Genomic DNA, 15,441 nt, shown 5'->3' on the forward strand with positions numbered 1-15,441 from the left:
TACAAAGCCTTCCCGCAATCGATCATCAGATCATCGCGGACGCGCGACGATTCCGAGGTGATCGACGTGGTAGTCCTCGAGCCGGCGACGCTCGAGAATTTCGTAGTCGGTCTCGAGTTCCGCCCGAACGTCCTCGAACACCGCCGCCGGATCCCGGGTGACGTCCTCGCTGCGGGCTTTCACCGCGAGCAACAGCCGGCCGTCGTCGGCGAGAAACCGCTGGTTCTCGCGGGCGACGCGAGCCTGACCACGGGTCGCGACGTCCTGGACGATCGCGTCGACGCCGCCCTCGACGACGTGGGCGTAGCTCTCGGGCTTCCGGGCGTCTTTCAGCAGCGGGAACAGTCGCGGGCGCGAGTCGGCGACTGCGAGCAGGTCTCGTGCGGGGCGGGGAGCGAACTCGACGGCGTAGGTCGGTCCCGAAAAATCCGCGACGTGACTAACCGTCGTTCCGCTCGCCGCACCGAGGTACAACACCGTCTCGCCGCCCTCGAGCCCGGTATCCATCCCGAGAGCGAACATCGCCCCGAGCTTCGAGCGGGTGGGGTCCCACGCACGCCACTCGCCGTCGGTCGCCTCGCCGTAGACGGGCTCGCCGCAGGTCGCGAGCCGCTTCTCGCCGTCGATCTCGCGTCGCTGTACGCCCGTGGGAAGCGCTGTCTCACTCATCGTCGTCCTCGTCGTCTGCACGCGCCTGGATCGTCTCGATGCGCTCGGCGAGTTCGGCCTCGAGCTCGGGGCGATAGTCCCCCGAGTAGTGGTCGATCCGGGCGGCGATGGCGAGCTTGCCGGCCAGTGCCCGGGCCGCCGAGCCGCGGTCTTCGGGTCGGGTGCCCCGGACCGCCTCGTGGGTGTAGATGATCCCGTGTTTCGGCGACGGGGCGTGACCCCGCAGGTGGGCAAAGAGGGCGTCCTCGGCCCCGAGCACCTGGATCGTGCCGCTTGGCTGTTTCGCCAGCTCCTCGAGCCCGCCGGCGAGCGAGATCAGCCGCGCAGCGAGGGGAGAGCCGGCGAGGGCGGCGAGGTTGGGCGCGATCGAGGGCGTCTTGCGCTCGACGAACTCCCGGAGCTCGTCGGCCTCGTCAGCGAGGGACGCGACGCGACTCGCAAGTGAGACCAGCCGCGTCTCGTCCGGCTCGGGCTCGCGGGCGGCGAGCTCGCGGGCGTACTCGAGGCCGGGTTCGGCCTCGTCGTCGACCGTGCCGGCCCACTCCGCGAGGCGTTCGGCGAGTTCGTTCGCCGTGCGTCGACAGTCGTCCATCGCCCGGACGGCGTGGACGAGCTGGCGGTCGTCCGCCCGCTCGCGTTCCCGGACCGCCTCCCGCGTCGCGGCCGTCGTTGCCTCGTGTACGGCGTCGTAGTAGTCGTCGGCGTCGTCCGCGAAGCCGGCCTCGACGGCGAGTCGGGGCCACTCCCGGGGCTCCTCGGCGCTGCCCTCGCGGACGGCCGCCGTCGCCGCGGTCTCGTCCCCGCGGGAGAGCTCCGCGAACCATCCGTCGCTGTCAGTCATGTATCCCGGTTTCGTGCCGGAGCGATTAAACGCCCCGCTCCGTGGCGGGCACGCGTCGCCCTCGCCGACGAGCCGTGACCGCCACAGTCACTCCTCCTCGAGTTGGTCGCCGCCGAACTCGTGGTCGCTCTGGATGCGGGAGGCCTGGGGGCCGTCCTGGTCCTGGTACTTCGAGCCGCGGTCGCTGCCGTAGGGCCGGTCCGCCTCGGTCGTGAGTTCGGTAAACGTCAACTGTGAGATGCGCATCCCCGGCGTCAGCGCGACGGGTGCGGTGCCGAGATTCGAGAGCTCGAGGGTGATCTGGCCTCTGTACCCGGGATCGCACAGCCCGGCTGTGGCATGGACTACCACGGCAAGCCGTCCCAGCGACGACCGTCCCTCCACGTGAGCGATCAGGTCCGGCGGGATCTCGACCCGTTCGTGGGTCGTTCCGAGTACGAAGTCGCCCGGATGCAGAATGAAGTCGTCGCCCTCCTCGACGACGGTTTCGGTGACGTACTCGTCGACTTCCCGTTCGCTGTCGGGGTGGATACAGGGGATGTTCGTCCGCTGGAACTCGAGAAACTCCCGGCCGAGTCGCAGGTCGACACTCGCCGGCTGGATCTGGAGTGCGAGGTCGTCGATCGGCTCGATGACGAGGTCGCCCTCCTCGAGCCGTCGCAGGATGTCCGCGTCGGAGAGGATCATGGGGGAGACTCGAGTGTGGGGGAGGTAAATCTCTTCGAAATTGCGGCTTACTCGAGCGCGTCGTCGATCGCGCCAGAGATTTCCGTGACGACGTCGTCGACCGTCGGCTGCTCCGGGATGTCGACGATTCCGCCGTCGACGACGATCGCCGGGGTTCCCCCGACGCCTGCCGTCTCGCCACGGCCTCTGTCGTCTTCGAGAACCGCGTCGTACGTGCCGGCCTCGGCGTCGGCGCTCGTCCGCTCGCCGTCGTAGCCGAACTCGTCGGCGATCGACGCGAGCACGTCGTAGGAGTAGTCGTCCTGGGACTGGAAGACGGTCGGAACGAACGACCAGAACGCGTCGTCGCCCTCGCGGTCCTGGACCGAGCGGGCGGCGTTGGCGACGGCCCACGACCAGGTGTCGTCGACCGGAATCGGGAAGTCGCGGTGTTCGTACCGGACCAGCTCCGGGTCGACGTACTCGGCGGTGAGTTCGGGGGCGACTTCGAGTTCGAACCACCGACAGCCCGGACACGCGAAGTCGGCGTACACTTCGACGGTGACGTCGGCGTCGGGGTCGCCGGCGACGGGCGCGGGAAGCGAGTCGACCGGCTCGCCGGCCGCCTCCGGTCTGTCGTCGCCGAGACAGCCGGCGACGCCGACGACAGCGCCGGCACCCGCTGCTTGCAAGAGCGTACGTCGGGAGACGTTCATGTCCGATTGCTATCGACCCCGGAAGTAAATACGTAGCGACCCAGCCTGCTCGCCCGAGCAACATCGCCGTCGCTTTAGCCCTCGCCCCCGACCGGCTCCGTATGAAACAGGCCATCGTCGCACGCACCGACGTCGGAATGGGAGAGGGAAAGCTCGCCGCCCAGGTGGCACACGCCTCGCTGTCTGCCTACGAGACGGCCGACGACCGCGCCCGGAGACGGTGGAAAGACGGCGGCCAGAAGAAGATCGTCCTGAAGGCGACGAGCGAGCGTGACCTCCACGAACTCTCGGAGCTGGCCGACCGCGAGGGGATTCCCAACGCCCTCGTCCGCGACGCCGGTCACACCCAGCTCGAGCCCGGCACCGTCACCGCGCTGGCGGTCGGGCCGGCCGACGAGCAGGCGGTCGATCGGGTGACCGGCGACCTCTCGTTGCTCTGATCACCCGTCGTGCCGGCGCGACCACGCCGGATTCCGACCCTCGAGAAACGCCGTCATCCCCTCCTGACCCGCCTCCGACTGCAGCGTCGTCGCGACGGTCTCCAGACAGTCCGCGAAGATCGGCTCGAGCAGCTCGTCTTCCATCCGGTTCCAGACGCCCTTGATCGCGGCGACCGACTCGGGCGAGGCGGCGGTCGTCGCCAGGGCGAGTTCGCGTGCCACGTCCTCGATCTGGCCCTCGTCGACGACGTAGTTCACGAGTCCGCGTTCCTCGGCTTCGGTACCCGAGAGTCGGTCGCCGGTGAACGCAAGCTCCATGAAGTCTTTCTTTCCGATCGCCGGCAGGCCGTAGGCCGGCGCGATCGGCGGAATCGCCCCGATGAGCGCCTCCGGAAGGCCGAGTTCGCTGTCTGGCGTCGCGACCGCTACGTCACAGACGACGATCAGCTCACAGCCTCCGCCCGTGGCGATCCCGTCGACGACGCCGATGGTCGGCTTCGAGTGCGTGCGAAGCTCCTCGACCGTCGGCCCGAGCACCTCCTGGAAGAACGCGGTCGCCTCGTCGTCGTCCGCCCAGCCGGCCATCTCGGCGATGTCGTCGCCTGCGGAGAACGCTCGACCGCTGCCCCGCAGGATCGTCGCCCGGACCGCCTCGTCTGCGTCGGCTCGCTCGAGCGCGCGGCGAAGGCCGAGCCAGCTCTCGCGATCGAGGGCGTTGAGCACGTCCGGGCGATCGAGGGTGACGACGGCCAGACACTCCCGACGTTCGTAGCGGACGGTCCCGAACGTCGTCGCCTCGTAGTCCCACTGATGAAAACCCTCACCGGCGTCGAGTCCGGTCGTCCCCTCGGCGACCATCGACGCGAGCAGCGGCGCTGGCTCTCTGTCTCCCGCTGCGAGCACCTCGCATACGCGGTCGAGCCCGTACTCGTCGGCGATCTCGAGGAGCCCTCGCGGCCAGCCCGCGCTCCGCACGGCGTCGTCGACGGCGTCTTCGGTGACGACGTCGGCTTCGAGCAGCCGTGTCGCCGCGTCGATCGCCGGTGCGAGGACGGCGAGCGGATCGACCTCGTACCGACGTTCACGCGGGATAGCGACCCGGTCGTCGCCGTCGTAGGTGTGAAACCCCTCGCCCGCGGTCACGCCATGGCGTCCCTCCTCGAGCAGCTCCTGCAGGATCGACGGAATAGACAGTTCGAGGCCCCGATCCCGTAGCGTCTCGACTCGCTCGACGACGGCGTCGATGCCAGCCGCGTCCAGCCGTTCACACGGCCCCGCCGGAATCCCGAGTCGACGGATCGCGGCGTCGATCGCCGCCGGCTCCGTCCCGGTCTCGACCTGCCGGGCCGCCTCGAGCCATACCGGGAGGAGGAGTCGTTCGAGCACCGAGGCCCGGAGCGGTCGGTCGACGGTCACCGTCGGAATCGCGGCGTCTGCAAACAGCGCCTCCATCGTCGCGACCGTCTCGTCGGCCGTTCGCTCGCTCCGACCGATCTCGACGAGGTCGGCGTCGACGAGCGGCCGTGTGAGTCGGAGCTCGACGACTCGTTCCAGACGGTGTGCCGCCGGCACGCCCTCGTCGATGGTCTCGTCCGGGGCCACGGCCAGGATCGTCTCCGGGGATGCGAGGGAATCGATGCGCGCGAGGACGTCCGGTTCGCGCTCGCGAGCCGCGGCCGTCTCGACGACGACGTCGCCAGCCCGAACCGCCGCCTCGAGGGCCGTCGCTGTCGCGTCCGGCTCGTCCGTGCCGGGTGTGGTAACGTAAATCTCGTAGCCTGCCGTGGCGAGGTCTTCCGCGAGATCGGCTCCGCCCGCGTCGACCCCGACGATGGCGACGGCGTCGACGTCAGAACTATTCGTCGTATGCATGTAACTCGTGTACACTCGACAGTCGGAATCTGGTAAACGTTTTCACAACGCATTCGAGGCGGTAAACAGACTCGTGGTTTTATATCTCCCAGTGTGGTAGATAACATATGGAAACGATTTCTCACCTCGGGCGGACGACCGCCTACGCCGAGGCCGATCGCGGGGGCGACAGACCCTCACTGCTTTTCGTACACGGCAGCGGGGCCAGCAACGCCGTCTGGAAATCCCAGCACCGACTGGCCGATCGGTTTCCCGTCGCTGCCCTCGATCTGAGTGGCCACGGCGAATCCGACGACATCGACGCGAGCCCGGGATACACGACGCTCGATGCCTACGCCGACGACGTCCTCGCAGTCGCCGAGGAAACCGACGCCCAGGTACTTGTGGGCAACTCGCTTGGCGGGGCCGTCGTCATGCATCTGTTACTCGAGCGCGGATACGCTCCCGACGCCGTCGTTCTGACCGGCACCGGCGCACGACTCGGCGTCCTCGAGGATCTTCTCCAGTGGCTCGAGTCGGACTTCGAGCGTGCACTCGCGTTTCTCCACGAAGATGGTCGGCTCTTTCACGATCCGGACCCACAGATTCGAGAGCTGTCGATCGAGCGGATGCGCGAGACCGGTCAGGACGTCACCCATCGGGACTTCCTAACCTGTCACCGGTTCGACATACGCGATCGTCTCGGAGCGATCGACGTCCCCGTCCTCGCGATTTACGGCGAGCACGACCGGCTCACCCCGCCGTGGTACCACGAGTTCATCGTCGAGAACGTCGCGGACGGCACTCTCGTCGAGGTCGACGACGCCGCCCACCTCGCGATGCTCGAACGGCCCGACGCGTTCAACGACGCCGTCGCGACGTTTCTCGACTCACGCGTCTAATAGAGATCCTCGAGGTTGCCTTCCTCGTGACTGTGTTCGTCTGCCGGGAACGTCTCGCTCTCGACGGCGTCGACGTAGTCGTCGACGGCTTGTTTCATCTCGCCGCGAACGTCGCCGAACTGCTTCGAGAACGACGGCGACCACTCGCTGAGTCCGACCGCGTCGTTGAAAACGAGCACCTGTCCGTCGCAGTCAGGACCCGCCCCGATGCCGATCGTCGGGATCTCGAGCGCATCGGTCACCTCCGCTGCGAGGTTCGCGGGGACGTGCTCTAAGACGAGCGAGAACGCGCCGGCGTCCTCGTGAGCCCGGGCGAGCTCGAGGATGCGCTCGGCGGCTTCCTGGTCGGTCCCCTGGCGGGGGTAGCCGCCGTACTGGTTGACGTGCTGGGGGGTCAGCCCGAGGTGAGCCATCACCGGAATGCCAAGCTGGACCATCCGTTCGGTGAGGGAAACAGTGTGGGGGCCGCTCTCGAGTTTGACGGCCGCTGCACCTGCCTCCGTGAGCATTCGGCCGGCGTTGTGGATGCTCTCTTTTTCGTCGGCACCGTAGGAGAGAAAGGGCATGTCCGCGACGACCATCGCCTCGTCGGTCGCCCGGACGACGGCTGCGGTGTGTCGTTCCATGTCCGCGACCGTAACGGGCAGGGTCGTCTCGTGACCGAGCGTCGTGTTGCCGACGCTGTCGCCGACGAGAATGACGTCGACGCCCGCCTCGTCGACGATCTCGGCCGTCGGCGCGTCGTAGGCCGTCAGCATCGTGATCGGTTCGTCGCCCGTTTTCGCCTGCAGGTCCCGCACCGTTACCATACCACCACGTCCGGCCCGGTGGGTAATCCGTGCTACGGTCTCGCGTCGGGCTCGAGATCGTGATCGAGAGCGACATGCCGACGCGAACGCGAAGGGAGAAAACGGCGGGCTTAAGGCGACTGCGCCACGATTCACGGTCGTGCCAGAACCCGTCGAGACGACGACGCCCGAGGGCGTCGACTACGGCTGGGTGATGCAGACGACGTTTGTCGTCACCATCCTCGTCGGCGCACCGATCGTCGCGCTCGCCTCTACGGCCGTCGACCTCCCGACCTGGGGTGCTCGCGCCGAGTTCGCGGTCCGGGTCGGCGCTGTCGTTTGGCTGTTGACGGCGCTTTCCGTGTTCGCGTACGCGAAACGGAATCAGGATCAGGACCAGCGGTAGCTGCAACTGCACGGCTGCGCTGCAATCTTTCCGCCTCGCGCGAGCGCGCGTACGTGACCTTTATAAGAGACGGACTGCTACCCACAGACAGGTTTCTCATGTCCCAGGACAGCGAGTACGGCGCCGGACAGATCCAGGTTCTGGAAGGCCTGGAGGCCGTGCGGAAACGGCCGGCGATGTACATCGGCTCGACGGATTCGCGAGGTCTCCATCACCTCGTCTACGAAGTGGTAGACAACTCGATCGACGAGGCACTGGCAGGCTACTGTGATACGATCACCGTCACGATCGGGGAGGACGGAACGGTCACCGTCGCCGACGACGGGCGTGGCATTCCGGTCGACGTCCACGAGGAGTACGATCGGCCCGCCCTCGAGGTCATCCTGACGGTGCTTCACGCCGGCGGGAAGTTCGATAGCAAGTCCTACCAGGTCTCCGGCGGCCTCCACGGCGTCGGCGTCAGCGTCGTCAACGCCCTCTCTGCACGTCTCGAGGTCGAGGTCAGACGCAACGGCGACGTCTTCGCCCACGAATTCGTCCGGGGCGAGCCACAGGGAGATATGGAACGGGTCCGCGAGATGGATCCCGACGAGGAGACGGGCACCGAGATCACGTTTCGCCCGGATCCGGAGATCTTCGAGACCGACGAGTTCGCGTTCTCGACGCTCTCGAACCGCCTTCGTGAACTCGCCTTTCTCAACTCGGGCGTCGAGATCACCCTGCGTGACGAACGCGTTGAGGACGACCCTCGTGAAGAGGTCTACGAGTACGAAGGCGGCATTCGGGAGTTCGTCGAGTACCTGAACGAAACGCGGGCGGCGATGCACGAGGAGGTCATCTACTTCGAGGACGAAGAGAGTGCAGAACGAGGCTCCACGGACGGACCGAGCGGCGACGAGTCGCGAGGCGACGTCCACGTCGAGGTGGCGATGCAGGCCACCGAAGAGCTCCAGGGCTCGATTCACGCCTTCGCGAACAACATCAACACCCGCGAGGGCGGCACCCACCTCACCGGGTTCAAGACGGCGCTGACCCGCGTCGTCAACGACTACGCGAACGAGAACAATCTCCTCTCGGACCTGGACGAGAACCTCAAAGGCGAGGACATCCGCGAGGGACTGACCGCGGTGATCTCGGTCAAACACCCCGACCCGCAGTTCGAAGGACAGACGAAGACCAAACTCGGAAACAGCGAGGTTCGAGGAATCACCGAGAGTACGGTCCACGAGGGACTCGGCACGTACTTCGAGGAACACCCCGACACCGCCGAGGCGATCGTCGCGAAAGCTGTCGAGGCGGCGAAAGCTCGCATGGCGGCGAAGAAGGCCGAAGAACTGACGCGACGAAAGTCCGCACTCGAGTCGACCTCCCTGCCCGGCAAACTCGCGGACTGTCAGACACGCGATCCAAGCGAAGCCGAGCTGTTCATCGCCGAGGGTGACTCCGCAGGCGGCAGCGCGAAACAGGCCCGGAATCCGGAGTTCCAGGCCGTGCTTCCCATCAGAGGAAAGGTTCTCAACGTCGAGAAACACCGGCTGGACCGCATCTTAGAGAACGACCAGATTCGCAACATCATCACGGCCATCGGTGCCGGGATCGGCGACGAGTTCGACGTCGAGGACGTCCGCTACGAGAAGATCATTCTGGCGACCGACGCCGACGTCGACGGCGCACACATCCGGACGCTGTTGCTCACGTTCTTCTATCGGCACATGCGTCCGCTGCTCGAGAACGGCTACGTCTATGCGACCCAGCCGCCCCTGTATCGCATCCGGTATCGCGGTGAGACCTACGACGCGATGACTGACGAGGAACGAGACGAGATCGTCGACGAAGAATGCGACGGCTCCCCATCGCAGGTCCAGCGGTTCAAGGGACTCGGCGAGATGAACCCCGAACAGCTCTGGGAGACGACGATGAACCCCGACAACCGCATCCTGAAACAGATCACGATCGAGGACGCCGCGGCGGCGGACAAGATGTTCTCGGTGCTGATGGGCGACGCCGTCGAACCGCGAAAGCAGTTTATCAAAGAGAACGCTCCGGAAGCGGAGTGGATCGACATCTGACGAGGTGATGCTACTATGAGCTCAGACGTACCCGATCCGACCGACGTCGAGGCACGAGCAGTAGAGAACGTCCGCATCGAGGACGAGATGGAACAGAGCTACATCGACTACGCGATGAGCGTCATCGCAGGTCGTGCGCTCCCGCGGGTCGAAGACGGTCTGAAGCCGGTTCACCGGCGCATCCTCTATGCGATGGGCGAGATGGGCGTCACGAGCGGTTCCTCCCACCGGAAGTCCTCGTCGATCGTCGGCGAGACGATGGGTGATTACCACCCACACGGCGATCAGGCGATTTACGACACGCTCGTCCGGATGGCTCAGGACTTCTCGATGCGTCACCCGCTCGTCGACGGCCAGGGCAACTTCGGTTCGATGGACGGCGACCCGCCCGCGGCCCAGCGATACACCGAGGCCCGGATGGCACCGATCGCCGAAGAACTGCTCGAGGACATCGAGAAAGATACCGTCGACTTCTCTGCGAACTACGACGACCGGCTGCAAGAACCCGACGTGCTCCCTGCGGCCTTCCCGAACCTGCTCGTCAACGGCTCCTCGGGGATCGCCGTCGGGATGTCGACGAACATCCCGCCGCACAACCTCGGAGAGGTGATCGACGCGACGATCGAACTCATCGACGACCCCGACGCGACCGTCGAAGACCTGATGGACCACGTCACGGGTCCGGACTTCCCGACGGGCGCGAACATCGTCGGTCGGGACGCCATCTACAACGCCTACAAGACTGGCCGCGGCCGTATCCGGGTCAGAGCCGAGTACGAACTCGAGGAGTGGAAAAACGGTCGGGAACGCATCGTCGTCACCGAACTTCCGTTCCAGGCCAACAAGGCCCGGCTGGTCGAACGCATCGCCGAGGACGTTACCGAGGGCGACCTCGAGGGCATCTCCGACCTGCGCGACGAGTCCGACCGCGACGGCGTCCGTATCGTCATCGAACTCAAACGCGGCGCGAACGCCGATGTCGTCGAGAACAAGCTCTTAGAGAGTCGCCTCGAGCGGACGTTCGGGGTCATCACCCTCGCGCTGGTCGACGGCCAGCCTCAGGTCCTCTCGCTGAAGGAAACGCTCGAGGAGTACGTCGCTCACCGCCGAGAGGTCGTTCGCCGACGAAGCGAGTACGAACTCGCCGAGGCCGAAGACCGCGCACACATCCTCGAGGGGCGGCTCAAAGCCGTCGAGAACGCCGAAGATGTCGTCGAGCTGATTCGCGATAGCGAGACCAGATCCGACGCGAAGACGGCCCTGCGGGACGTATACGGATTCTCGGCCGATCAGGCGGATCACATCGTCCGGATGCAACTCGGCAGTCTCACCTCGATGGAGGCCGCCGAGATCGAAGCCGAGTACGACGACGTCCAGGCGGAGATCGAACGCCTGACCGAGATCTTAGAGAGCGAACAGGAGCTACTCGAGGTGATCAAAGCCGAACTCCGCGAGGTCAAAGCCGAGTACGCCGACGAACGGCGAACCTCGATCCTCGAAGACGAGGGGACGGTGACTCACGAGGACCTCATTCCCGAGGAGGATGTCGTCGTCGTCATGACCGAAGACGACTACGTCAAACGGATGCCTGCTTCGCAGTTCGATCCGCAGGGTCGAGGCGGCAAGGGTATCATCGGCGCGGACGTCAAATCGGGCGATCGCGTGACGAGCGTCTTCCGGGCGAACACCCACGACTACCTGTTGTGTTTCACCAACCAGGGTACCGTCTACCAGCTCAAGACCTACGAGATCCCCGAGATGAGCCGCACCGCTCGTGGGAAGTCCGCGGTCAACCTGCTCGACCTCGAGGATGACGAGGAGATCACGGCCATCGTCGACACCGACGCCGTAGACGCCGAGGAGTACGTGACGATGGTCACACAGGATGGCTACGTCAAACGGACGGCCGGCGAGGAGTTCGAGAATATTCTCTCGACGGGGATCATCGCCGCCAGTCTCGGAGACGACGACGAACTCGTCGACGTCGAGGTCACCGACGGCTCACAGGATCTCGTGATCGCGACGGAAGGCGGGATGACGATCCGCTTCGACGAGTCCGAGGTCCGGGCGATGGGTCGCAACGCACGCGGGGTCAACGGTATCAAACTCGAAGACGGCGACGCCGTCGCCGGACTGGTCGCGACCGAGGAAGGCGACGGCCGGGCCTTGCTTACGGTGACCCGAAACGGCTACGGCAAACGGACGCCACTGTCGGCCTACAGCAGTCAGTCCCGGTACGGCAAGGGGCTGATCGACATCAAAACAGACGGCCGAAACGGTCCGGTGACCGACGTCAAAGCCGTCACGGTCGGAGACCACCTCGTGATAATGTCCGAAGAGGGTCAGATCATGCGAACTCGAGCGGACGAGATCTCGAGCGTGGGCCGAAACACGATGGGCGTGACAGTGATGGACGTCGCAGACGGCGATGCGGTTGCAAGCGTCGACGTGTTGCCAGCCGGGGACGACTGATACGGACCGTTGTCCGTCTGTCCCGGCGCAACCGCGACCGTTCTGCGGTTGCACCGGTGCATCGGTACAGCAATCCGTATGACGTCAGTATGTTCCCGGCGATGGCGTCTCCTGTTTCGTCTTCGTTCGGCTCCGGATTCTAGTGAGTGGCTTCCTCTGCGGGAGCGACCATGTCGTCGATCCGCAGGATCAACACGTTGTTCGTGTCGTCCTTTCCGTCGACGGTTCCCTCGATGACGAGTTTCGAAAGCGGCGTGGGACCGACGACGACGTCGTCGCCCTCGCTGATGTCGCTCGTCGACCCCTGAATGTGAACCTCAGCACGACAGAGCTCGGGGTGGTGAACGCTCGAGAGGTCGATCTCTTCGACGATAACGTCTTGTACCGGCTCGCCCTCGTGTTCAAGGGGTACCGAGGCGGGGTCGTCCATCCGCTGGATCTCGAGAGCCTCGTAGGCTGCTGCCGTGGGTTTGTAGCCGCCTTTCGGGCCAGGTACACCCTCGACGAGCTGGAGGGCCTTGAGACTCTGCATCTGGTTGCGGATCGTCCCCGGGTTACGATCGACCTGTTCGGCGATGTCTTCGCCTTTGATCGCGTCCTCGGACTCTTTGTGCAGGTTCGTGAGTGCGCGCAGGATTTTCTTCTGGCTCGGGGTGAGTTCGATCGAAGACATGGTGTGACATTCGTCGTTGCTTTCCTTAAACCCGGTGGGTTGGCCATCCGTTTCGCTCGCGTTTGACAGTCACACCGGGGGCGGTCGTAAACGATCTTTCGGGTATGACGACGGGAACGGTCGGTTCGTTCACGAACAGTATGACACACTGGCGGTATCTTCTCGGGTGGTGTCAGCCGATCAGCAGTCCCTCGAGAACGACGTCCGTAAAGACGTCCTCGAGCAGGAACATGAGAACGAAACCGAGGGCGAACGTCGCGGTGGTCGTCCGGGTGAGGGCGGCCTCGGCGTCGAACCGGATGAGTTCTGCGACCTCGATGAGCACCTGCAGGATGGCACCGATCGCGATCGCGAAGAACAACACCGCGAGCAGGTTCGACTGGGCGAAGCTGCCGATCCAGCCGCCGAGGATGACGGGACCACCGGCGATGACCCCCATCGCGGCGAAGTGACGAAGCGGCGGCGTCGTCCGTTCGCGAGCGACTGCGGCGACGACGGTCGGCCCTTCCATGACGTTGTGCATCACGAACGCCAGGACGAGCAACGTGAGCAACGTCGCGTCTCCCTGGATGTACGCGACGCCGATTCCGAGCCCCTCGCCGATGCTGTGTAGCCCGAGCGCGAGGGCGACGAGGTAGGCGATCTCGAGGCCGCTTTTTTCCGCCGACGCCATGGTTCGCTGTCGCCACCTGCTCACGGCGTACATGACGGCGAACGTGCCGCCGATGCCGAGAGCCGCCGCCGCGACGGCCATCATCGTGTGTTCGACCTCGACGCCATAGTCGAAGATCATGTCCTCGGTCATCTCGACGGCGATAAACGCGAGCACACCCGCCGCTAACGCGAGAAACGCGTGCAGGTAGCGGGTGTCGAGTTCCCGGATGAACGGAAACCAGAGCATCCCGATCGCGACCGGAACGATACCTGCGATCGCACCGATGACCGTCAGCATCCAGACGATCTCGAGCATGCTCGCGTCTTCGACCGACGCCAGATCGCCAAACGGCGAGGTCAGATAGAGCACGCCGAAGACCGCGAGCAAGATCACGACGGGACCGATCGCGAGCATCCAGCGGGGGAGTTCGTACAGGGACCGACTCGTCATCGTCTCTCGGCACCTCCAGTCGTTTCAGGGACGAAATTCTCTCTCATCGAATACTATTTAGAGGCATCTAAACTTATAGCTTTTCCCCCAAATATAGAGATAGAGTCCATCTAATCCGGTGGTCGGAACGAGTACGACCACCCGGCGACGGCTGCATCTACGATTCGGCTTCAGCCGGTCGCGCGACGCGGACGTGATGGGCGACGCCTTCGGGGAGCGAGACCGTGTCGTCCGTGCTCGTTGGCCGTGCCGTCACCATGCCAAACGGTGCGACCTCGACGATCTCGAGTTCGACGTCGGGCTCGACGCCGTGGTCGGCGAGATACGAGAGCACGTCGGGATCGTGGTCGGCGACTTCCTCGACGAGGACGACGTCACCCTCCGAAAACTGCGTGATCGACTCGCCCGCCGACCGCTCCGGCGGCTCGAGGTCGGCCCCCGGGATCGGCGAGCCGTGTGGGTCGACGTCGGGATCGTCGAGTGCCGCGGCGACCCGTTCCTCGAAATCCTCGCTGATGTGGTGTTCGAGCCGGTCTGCCTCCTCGTGGACCTCCGACCAGTCGTAATCGAGGTGCTCGGTGAGGTAGGACTCGAGCAGCCGGTGGTGACGCACTACCTCGAGTGCGACCGTCTCGCCCTCGTCGGTCAGCGTCACGCCACGGTACTTCTCGCGGTCGACGAGCCCCCGTTCCTCGAGCTTCTCGAGCATGCTGGTGACGGTCGGCGACGTGACCGCGAGCTCCTCGGCGATCTCGGACGTCTTGATCCGGTTGTCCGAGTCCTGCTGGAGCCGGTAGATGGTCTTGAGGTAGTCTTCCATCACGTCGCTCAGCATCATCGTATCTCGAGTTTAGTGGCGTCTAACCCTAAAGGTTCCGTCGTCGATCGTGGCGTCGAGCCGGAGGATCTTTCTCCCAACGGCTCGTGGCACAGCCCGTGTACGACGTCATCCTCGTTCCCACCGACGGTAGCGAGTACGCCGAGTCGGCAGCCGAGACCGCCCTCGGACTCGCCGAGGCTCACGACGCGGCCGTCCACGTCGTCTGCGTCGCCGACACCGGACCCGTCGGCGGGCTCCGACTCCCGGGCGACGCCGAAAGCGCCGAAGACGCGATCCGCGAACGCGCCCGCGAGTACGTCTCGCGGGTCGCCGACCGCGGCGAGGCCCGCGGCCTCGAGGTGACGACGGCAGTGCCGTCGGGACCGCCGGGCGAGACGATCCTCGAGTACGCCGACGACGTGTCCGCGGACCTGATCGTCATGGGCACGCGCGGCCGAGGCGGCCTCCAGCGGATGGCACTCGGGAGCGTCACCGACCACGTGGTTCGCTTCGGCGACGTGCAGGTGCTCGTCGACAGCGGGACGGATTAACGGTCCCGGTCGGCTGCGATCCGGTTGATCGCTGTCGTTCGTTTCCCGATCGACCAGCCGAGCAACGCGAGGCCGGCGTAGATGCCGAGCCCGGGGAGGACGTACGCTTCGGGGACTGCCTGTGCTGTGAACCCGAACGCGTCTAGCGCGCCCGCTGCCAGCAGGGAGACGAGAAACAACGCCGTGCCGATATCCGCGGCCCGCATGCTCGGCAACGTCCCCGGCGTCGCAAAGAGCCGTCCCGCCGCGTAGAAGACGACCGTGAACGCGATCCAGCCGATCACGAGAACCGGCGTCGCACGTAACGGGTCGTCGGGGAAGTAGTCGGGGACGAACTGGAGGTGGACGACCGCCGTCACGAGGACGGCGCTGACGAACACGAGATAGAGGATCGGCGATCGTCGGGTAGACGCCATCGACGTCCGAAACGGGAGTGACGAAGGGGTTAATAGGTTGGTGTTTTCAGTCCCGT

General features: G+C 65.4%; 16 protein-coding genes. 6 read left to right on the forward strand and 10 right to left on the reverse strand.

Going from position 1 to position 15,441, the window contains the following annotated elements; all coding sequences use genetic code 11:
* Positions 1 to 30 precede the first annotated feature (30 nt).
* The 4 genes from QQ977_RS10975 to QQ977_RS10990 form a co-directional block, all read right to left on the reverse strand.
* A complete protein-coding gene (locus QQ977_RS10975) occupies positions 31 to 669 on the reverse strand; it encodes a fibrillarin-like rRNA/tRNA 2'-O-methyltransferase (RefSeq protein WP_285925794.1) in 639 nt (212 codons plus the stop codon).
* Positions 662 to 1,510, reverse strand: coding sequence for an NOP5/NOP56 family protein (locus tag QQ977_RS10980; protein WP_285925795.1), 849 nt, complete (start codon positions 1,508 to 1,510; stop codon positions 662 to 664). The genes QQ977_RS10975 and QQ977_RS10980 overlap by 8 nt, the downstream gene beginning before the upstream one ends.
* A gap of 87 nt (positions 1,511 to 1,597) precedes the next feature.
* Positions 1,598 to 2,197: a dCTP deaminase gene (dcd, locus tag QQ977_RS10985; protein ID WP_285925796.1), complete on the reverse strand. Its 600-nt coding sequence runs from the start codon at positions 2,195 to 2,197 to the stop codon at positions 1,598 to 1,600.
* Between the two features lie 47 nt (positions 2,198 to 2,244).
* Positions 2,245 to 2,892, reverse strand: coding sequence for a thioredoxin domain-containing protein (locus tag QQ977_RS10990; RefSeq protein WP_285925797.1), 648 nt, complete (start codon positions 2,890 to 2,892; stop codon positions 2,245 to 2,247).
* A 101-nt stretch (positions 2,893 to 2,993) separates the two neighbouring features.
* Here QQ977_RS10990 and pth2 point away from each other — a divergent pair, with 101 nt between their 5' ends.
* Positions 2,994 to 3,332 carry a peptidyl-tRNA hydrolase Pth2 gene (pth2, locus tag QQ977_RS10995; protein WP_285925798.1) on the forward strand — a complete coding sequence of 113 codons (339 nt, stop codon included), beginning with the start codon at positions 2,994 to 2,996 and terminating at the stop codon, positions 3,330 to 3,332.
* On the opposite strand, the gene QQ977_RS11000 is transcribed toward pth2, so the two are convergent.
* Positions 3,333 to 5,204 (reverse strand): enoyl-CoA hydratase-related protein, encoded by a 1,872-nt coding sequence (locus QQ977_RS11000; RefSeq protein WP_285925799.1) that lies wholly within the window; start codon positions 5,202 to 5,204, stop codon positions 3,333 to 3,335.
* 107 nt (positions 5,205 to 5,311) lie between these two features.
* On the opposite strand from QQ977_RS11000, the gene QQ977_RS11005 reads away from it, so the two are divergent.
* A complete protein-coding gene (locus QQ977_RS11005) occupies positions 5,312 to 6,085 on the forward strand; it encodes an alpha/beta fold hydrolase (RefSeq protein ID WP_285925800.1) in 774 nt (257 codons plus the stop codon).
* Here QQ977_RS11005 and panB read toward each other — a convergent pair.
* Positions 6,082 to 6,894 (reverse strand): 3-methyl-2-oxobutanoate hydroxymethyltransferase, encoded by an 813-nt coding sequence (gene panB / locus QQ977_RS11010; protein WP_285925801.1) that lies wholly within the window; start codon positions 6,892 to 6,894, stop codon positions 6,082 to 6,084. The genes QQ977_RS11005 and panB overlap by 4 nt on opposite strands.
* Positions 6,895 to 7,033: 139 nt before the next feature.
* Here panB and QQ977_RS11015 point away from each other — a divergent pair, with 139 nt between their 5' ends.
* From QQ977_RS11015 to gyrA, 3 genes are all read left to right on the forward strand, one after another.
* Complete coding sequence (locus QQ977_RS11015) at positions 7,034 to 7,279, forward strand: DUF5822 domain-containing protein (RefSeq protein WP_285925802.1); 246 nt, start codon at positions 7,034 to 7,036, stop codon at positions 7,277 to 7,279.
* A 98-nt stretch (positions 7,280 to 7,377) separates the two neighbouring features.
* The gene (gene gyrB / locus QQ977_RS11020; RefSeq protein WP_285925803.1) at positions 7,378 to 9,348 is read left to right on the forward strand and encodes a DNA topoisomerase (ATP-hydrolyzing) subunit B; all 1,971 of its coding nucleotides are present in this window, start codon (positions 7,378 to 7,380) and stop codon (positions 9,346 to 9,348) included.
* A gap of 15 nt (positions 9,349 to 9,363) precedes the next feature.
* On the forward strand, positions 9,364 to 11,820 hold the full coding sequence (gene gyrA, locus QQ977_RS11025) for a DNA gyrase subunit A (RefSeq protein WP_285925804.1): 2,457 nt from the start codon (positions 9,364 to 9,366) through the stop codon (positions 11,818 to 11,820).
* 139 nt (positions 11,821 to 11,959) lie between these two features.
* Here gyrA and QQ977_RS11030 read toward each other — a convergent pair whose 3' ends face one another.
* From QQ977_RS11030 to QQ977_RS11040, 3 genes are all read right to left on the reverse strand, one after another.
* Positions 11,960 to 12,493 carry an Rrf2 family transcriptional regulator gene (locus QQ977_RS11030; protein ID WP_285925805.1) on the reverse strand — a complete coding sequence of 178 codons (534 nt, stop codon included), beginning with the start codon at positions 12,491 to 12,493 and terminating at the stop codon, positions 11,960 to 11,962.
* Between the two features lie 172 nt (positions 12,494 to 12,665).
* Positions 12,666 to 13,598: a ZIP family metal transporter gene (locus QQ977_RS11035; protein ID WP_285925806.1), complete on the reverse strand. Its 933-nt coding sequence runs from the start codon at positions 13,596 to 13,598 to the stop codon at positions 12,666 to 12,668.
* A 157-nt stretch (positions 13,599 to 13,755) separates the two neighbouring features.
* Positions 13,756 to 14,436, reverse strand: coding sequence for a metal-dependent transcriptional regulator (locus tag QQ977_RS11040; RefSeq protein WP_285925807.1), 681 nt, complete (start codon positions 14,434 to 14,436; stop codon positions 13,756 to 13,758).
* A gap of 98 nt (positions 14,437 to 14,534) precedes the next feature.
* Here QQ977_RS11040 and QQ977_RS11045 point away from each other — a divergent pair, with 98 nt between their 5' ends.
* Positions 14,535 to 14,969, forward strand: coding sequence for a universal stress protein (locus QQ977_RS11045; RefSeq protein WP_285925808.1), 435 nt, complete (start codon positions 14,535 to 14,537; stop codon positions 14,967 to 14,969).
* Here the strand turns inward: QQ977_RS11045 and QQ977_RS11050 are convergent.
* The gene (locus tag QQ977_RS11050; protein WP_285925809.1) at positions 14,966 to 15,385 is read right to left on the reverse strand and encodes a hypothetical protein; all 420 of its coding nucleotides are present in this window, start codon (positions 15,383 to 15,385) and stop codon (positions 14,966 to 14,968) included. The two genes, QQ977_RS11045 and QQ977_RS11050, sit on opposite strands and share 4 nt — an antisense overlap.
* Positions 15,386 to 15,441: the final 56 nt, after the last annotated feature.

The organism is Natrialbaceae archaeon AArc-T1-2, assembly GCF_030273315.1.
GTDB lineage: Archaea > Halobacteriota > Halobacteria > Halobacteriales > Natrialbaceae > Tc-Br11-E2g1.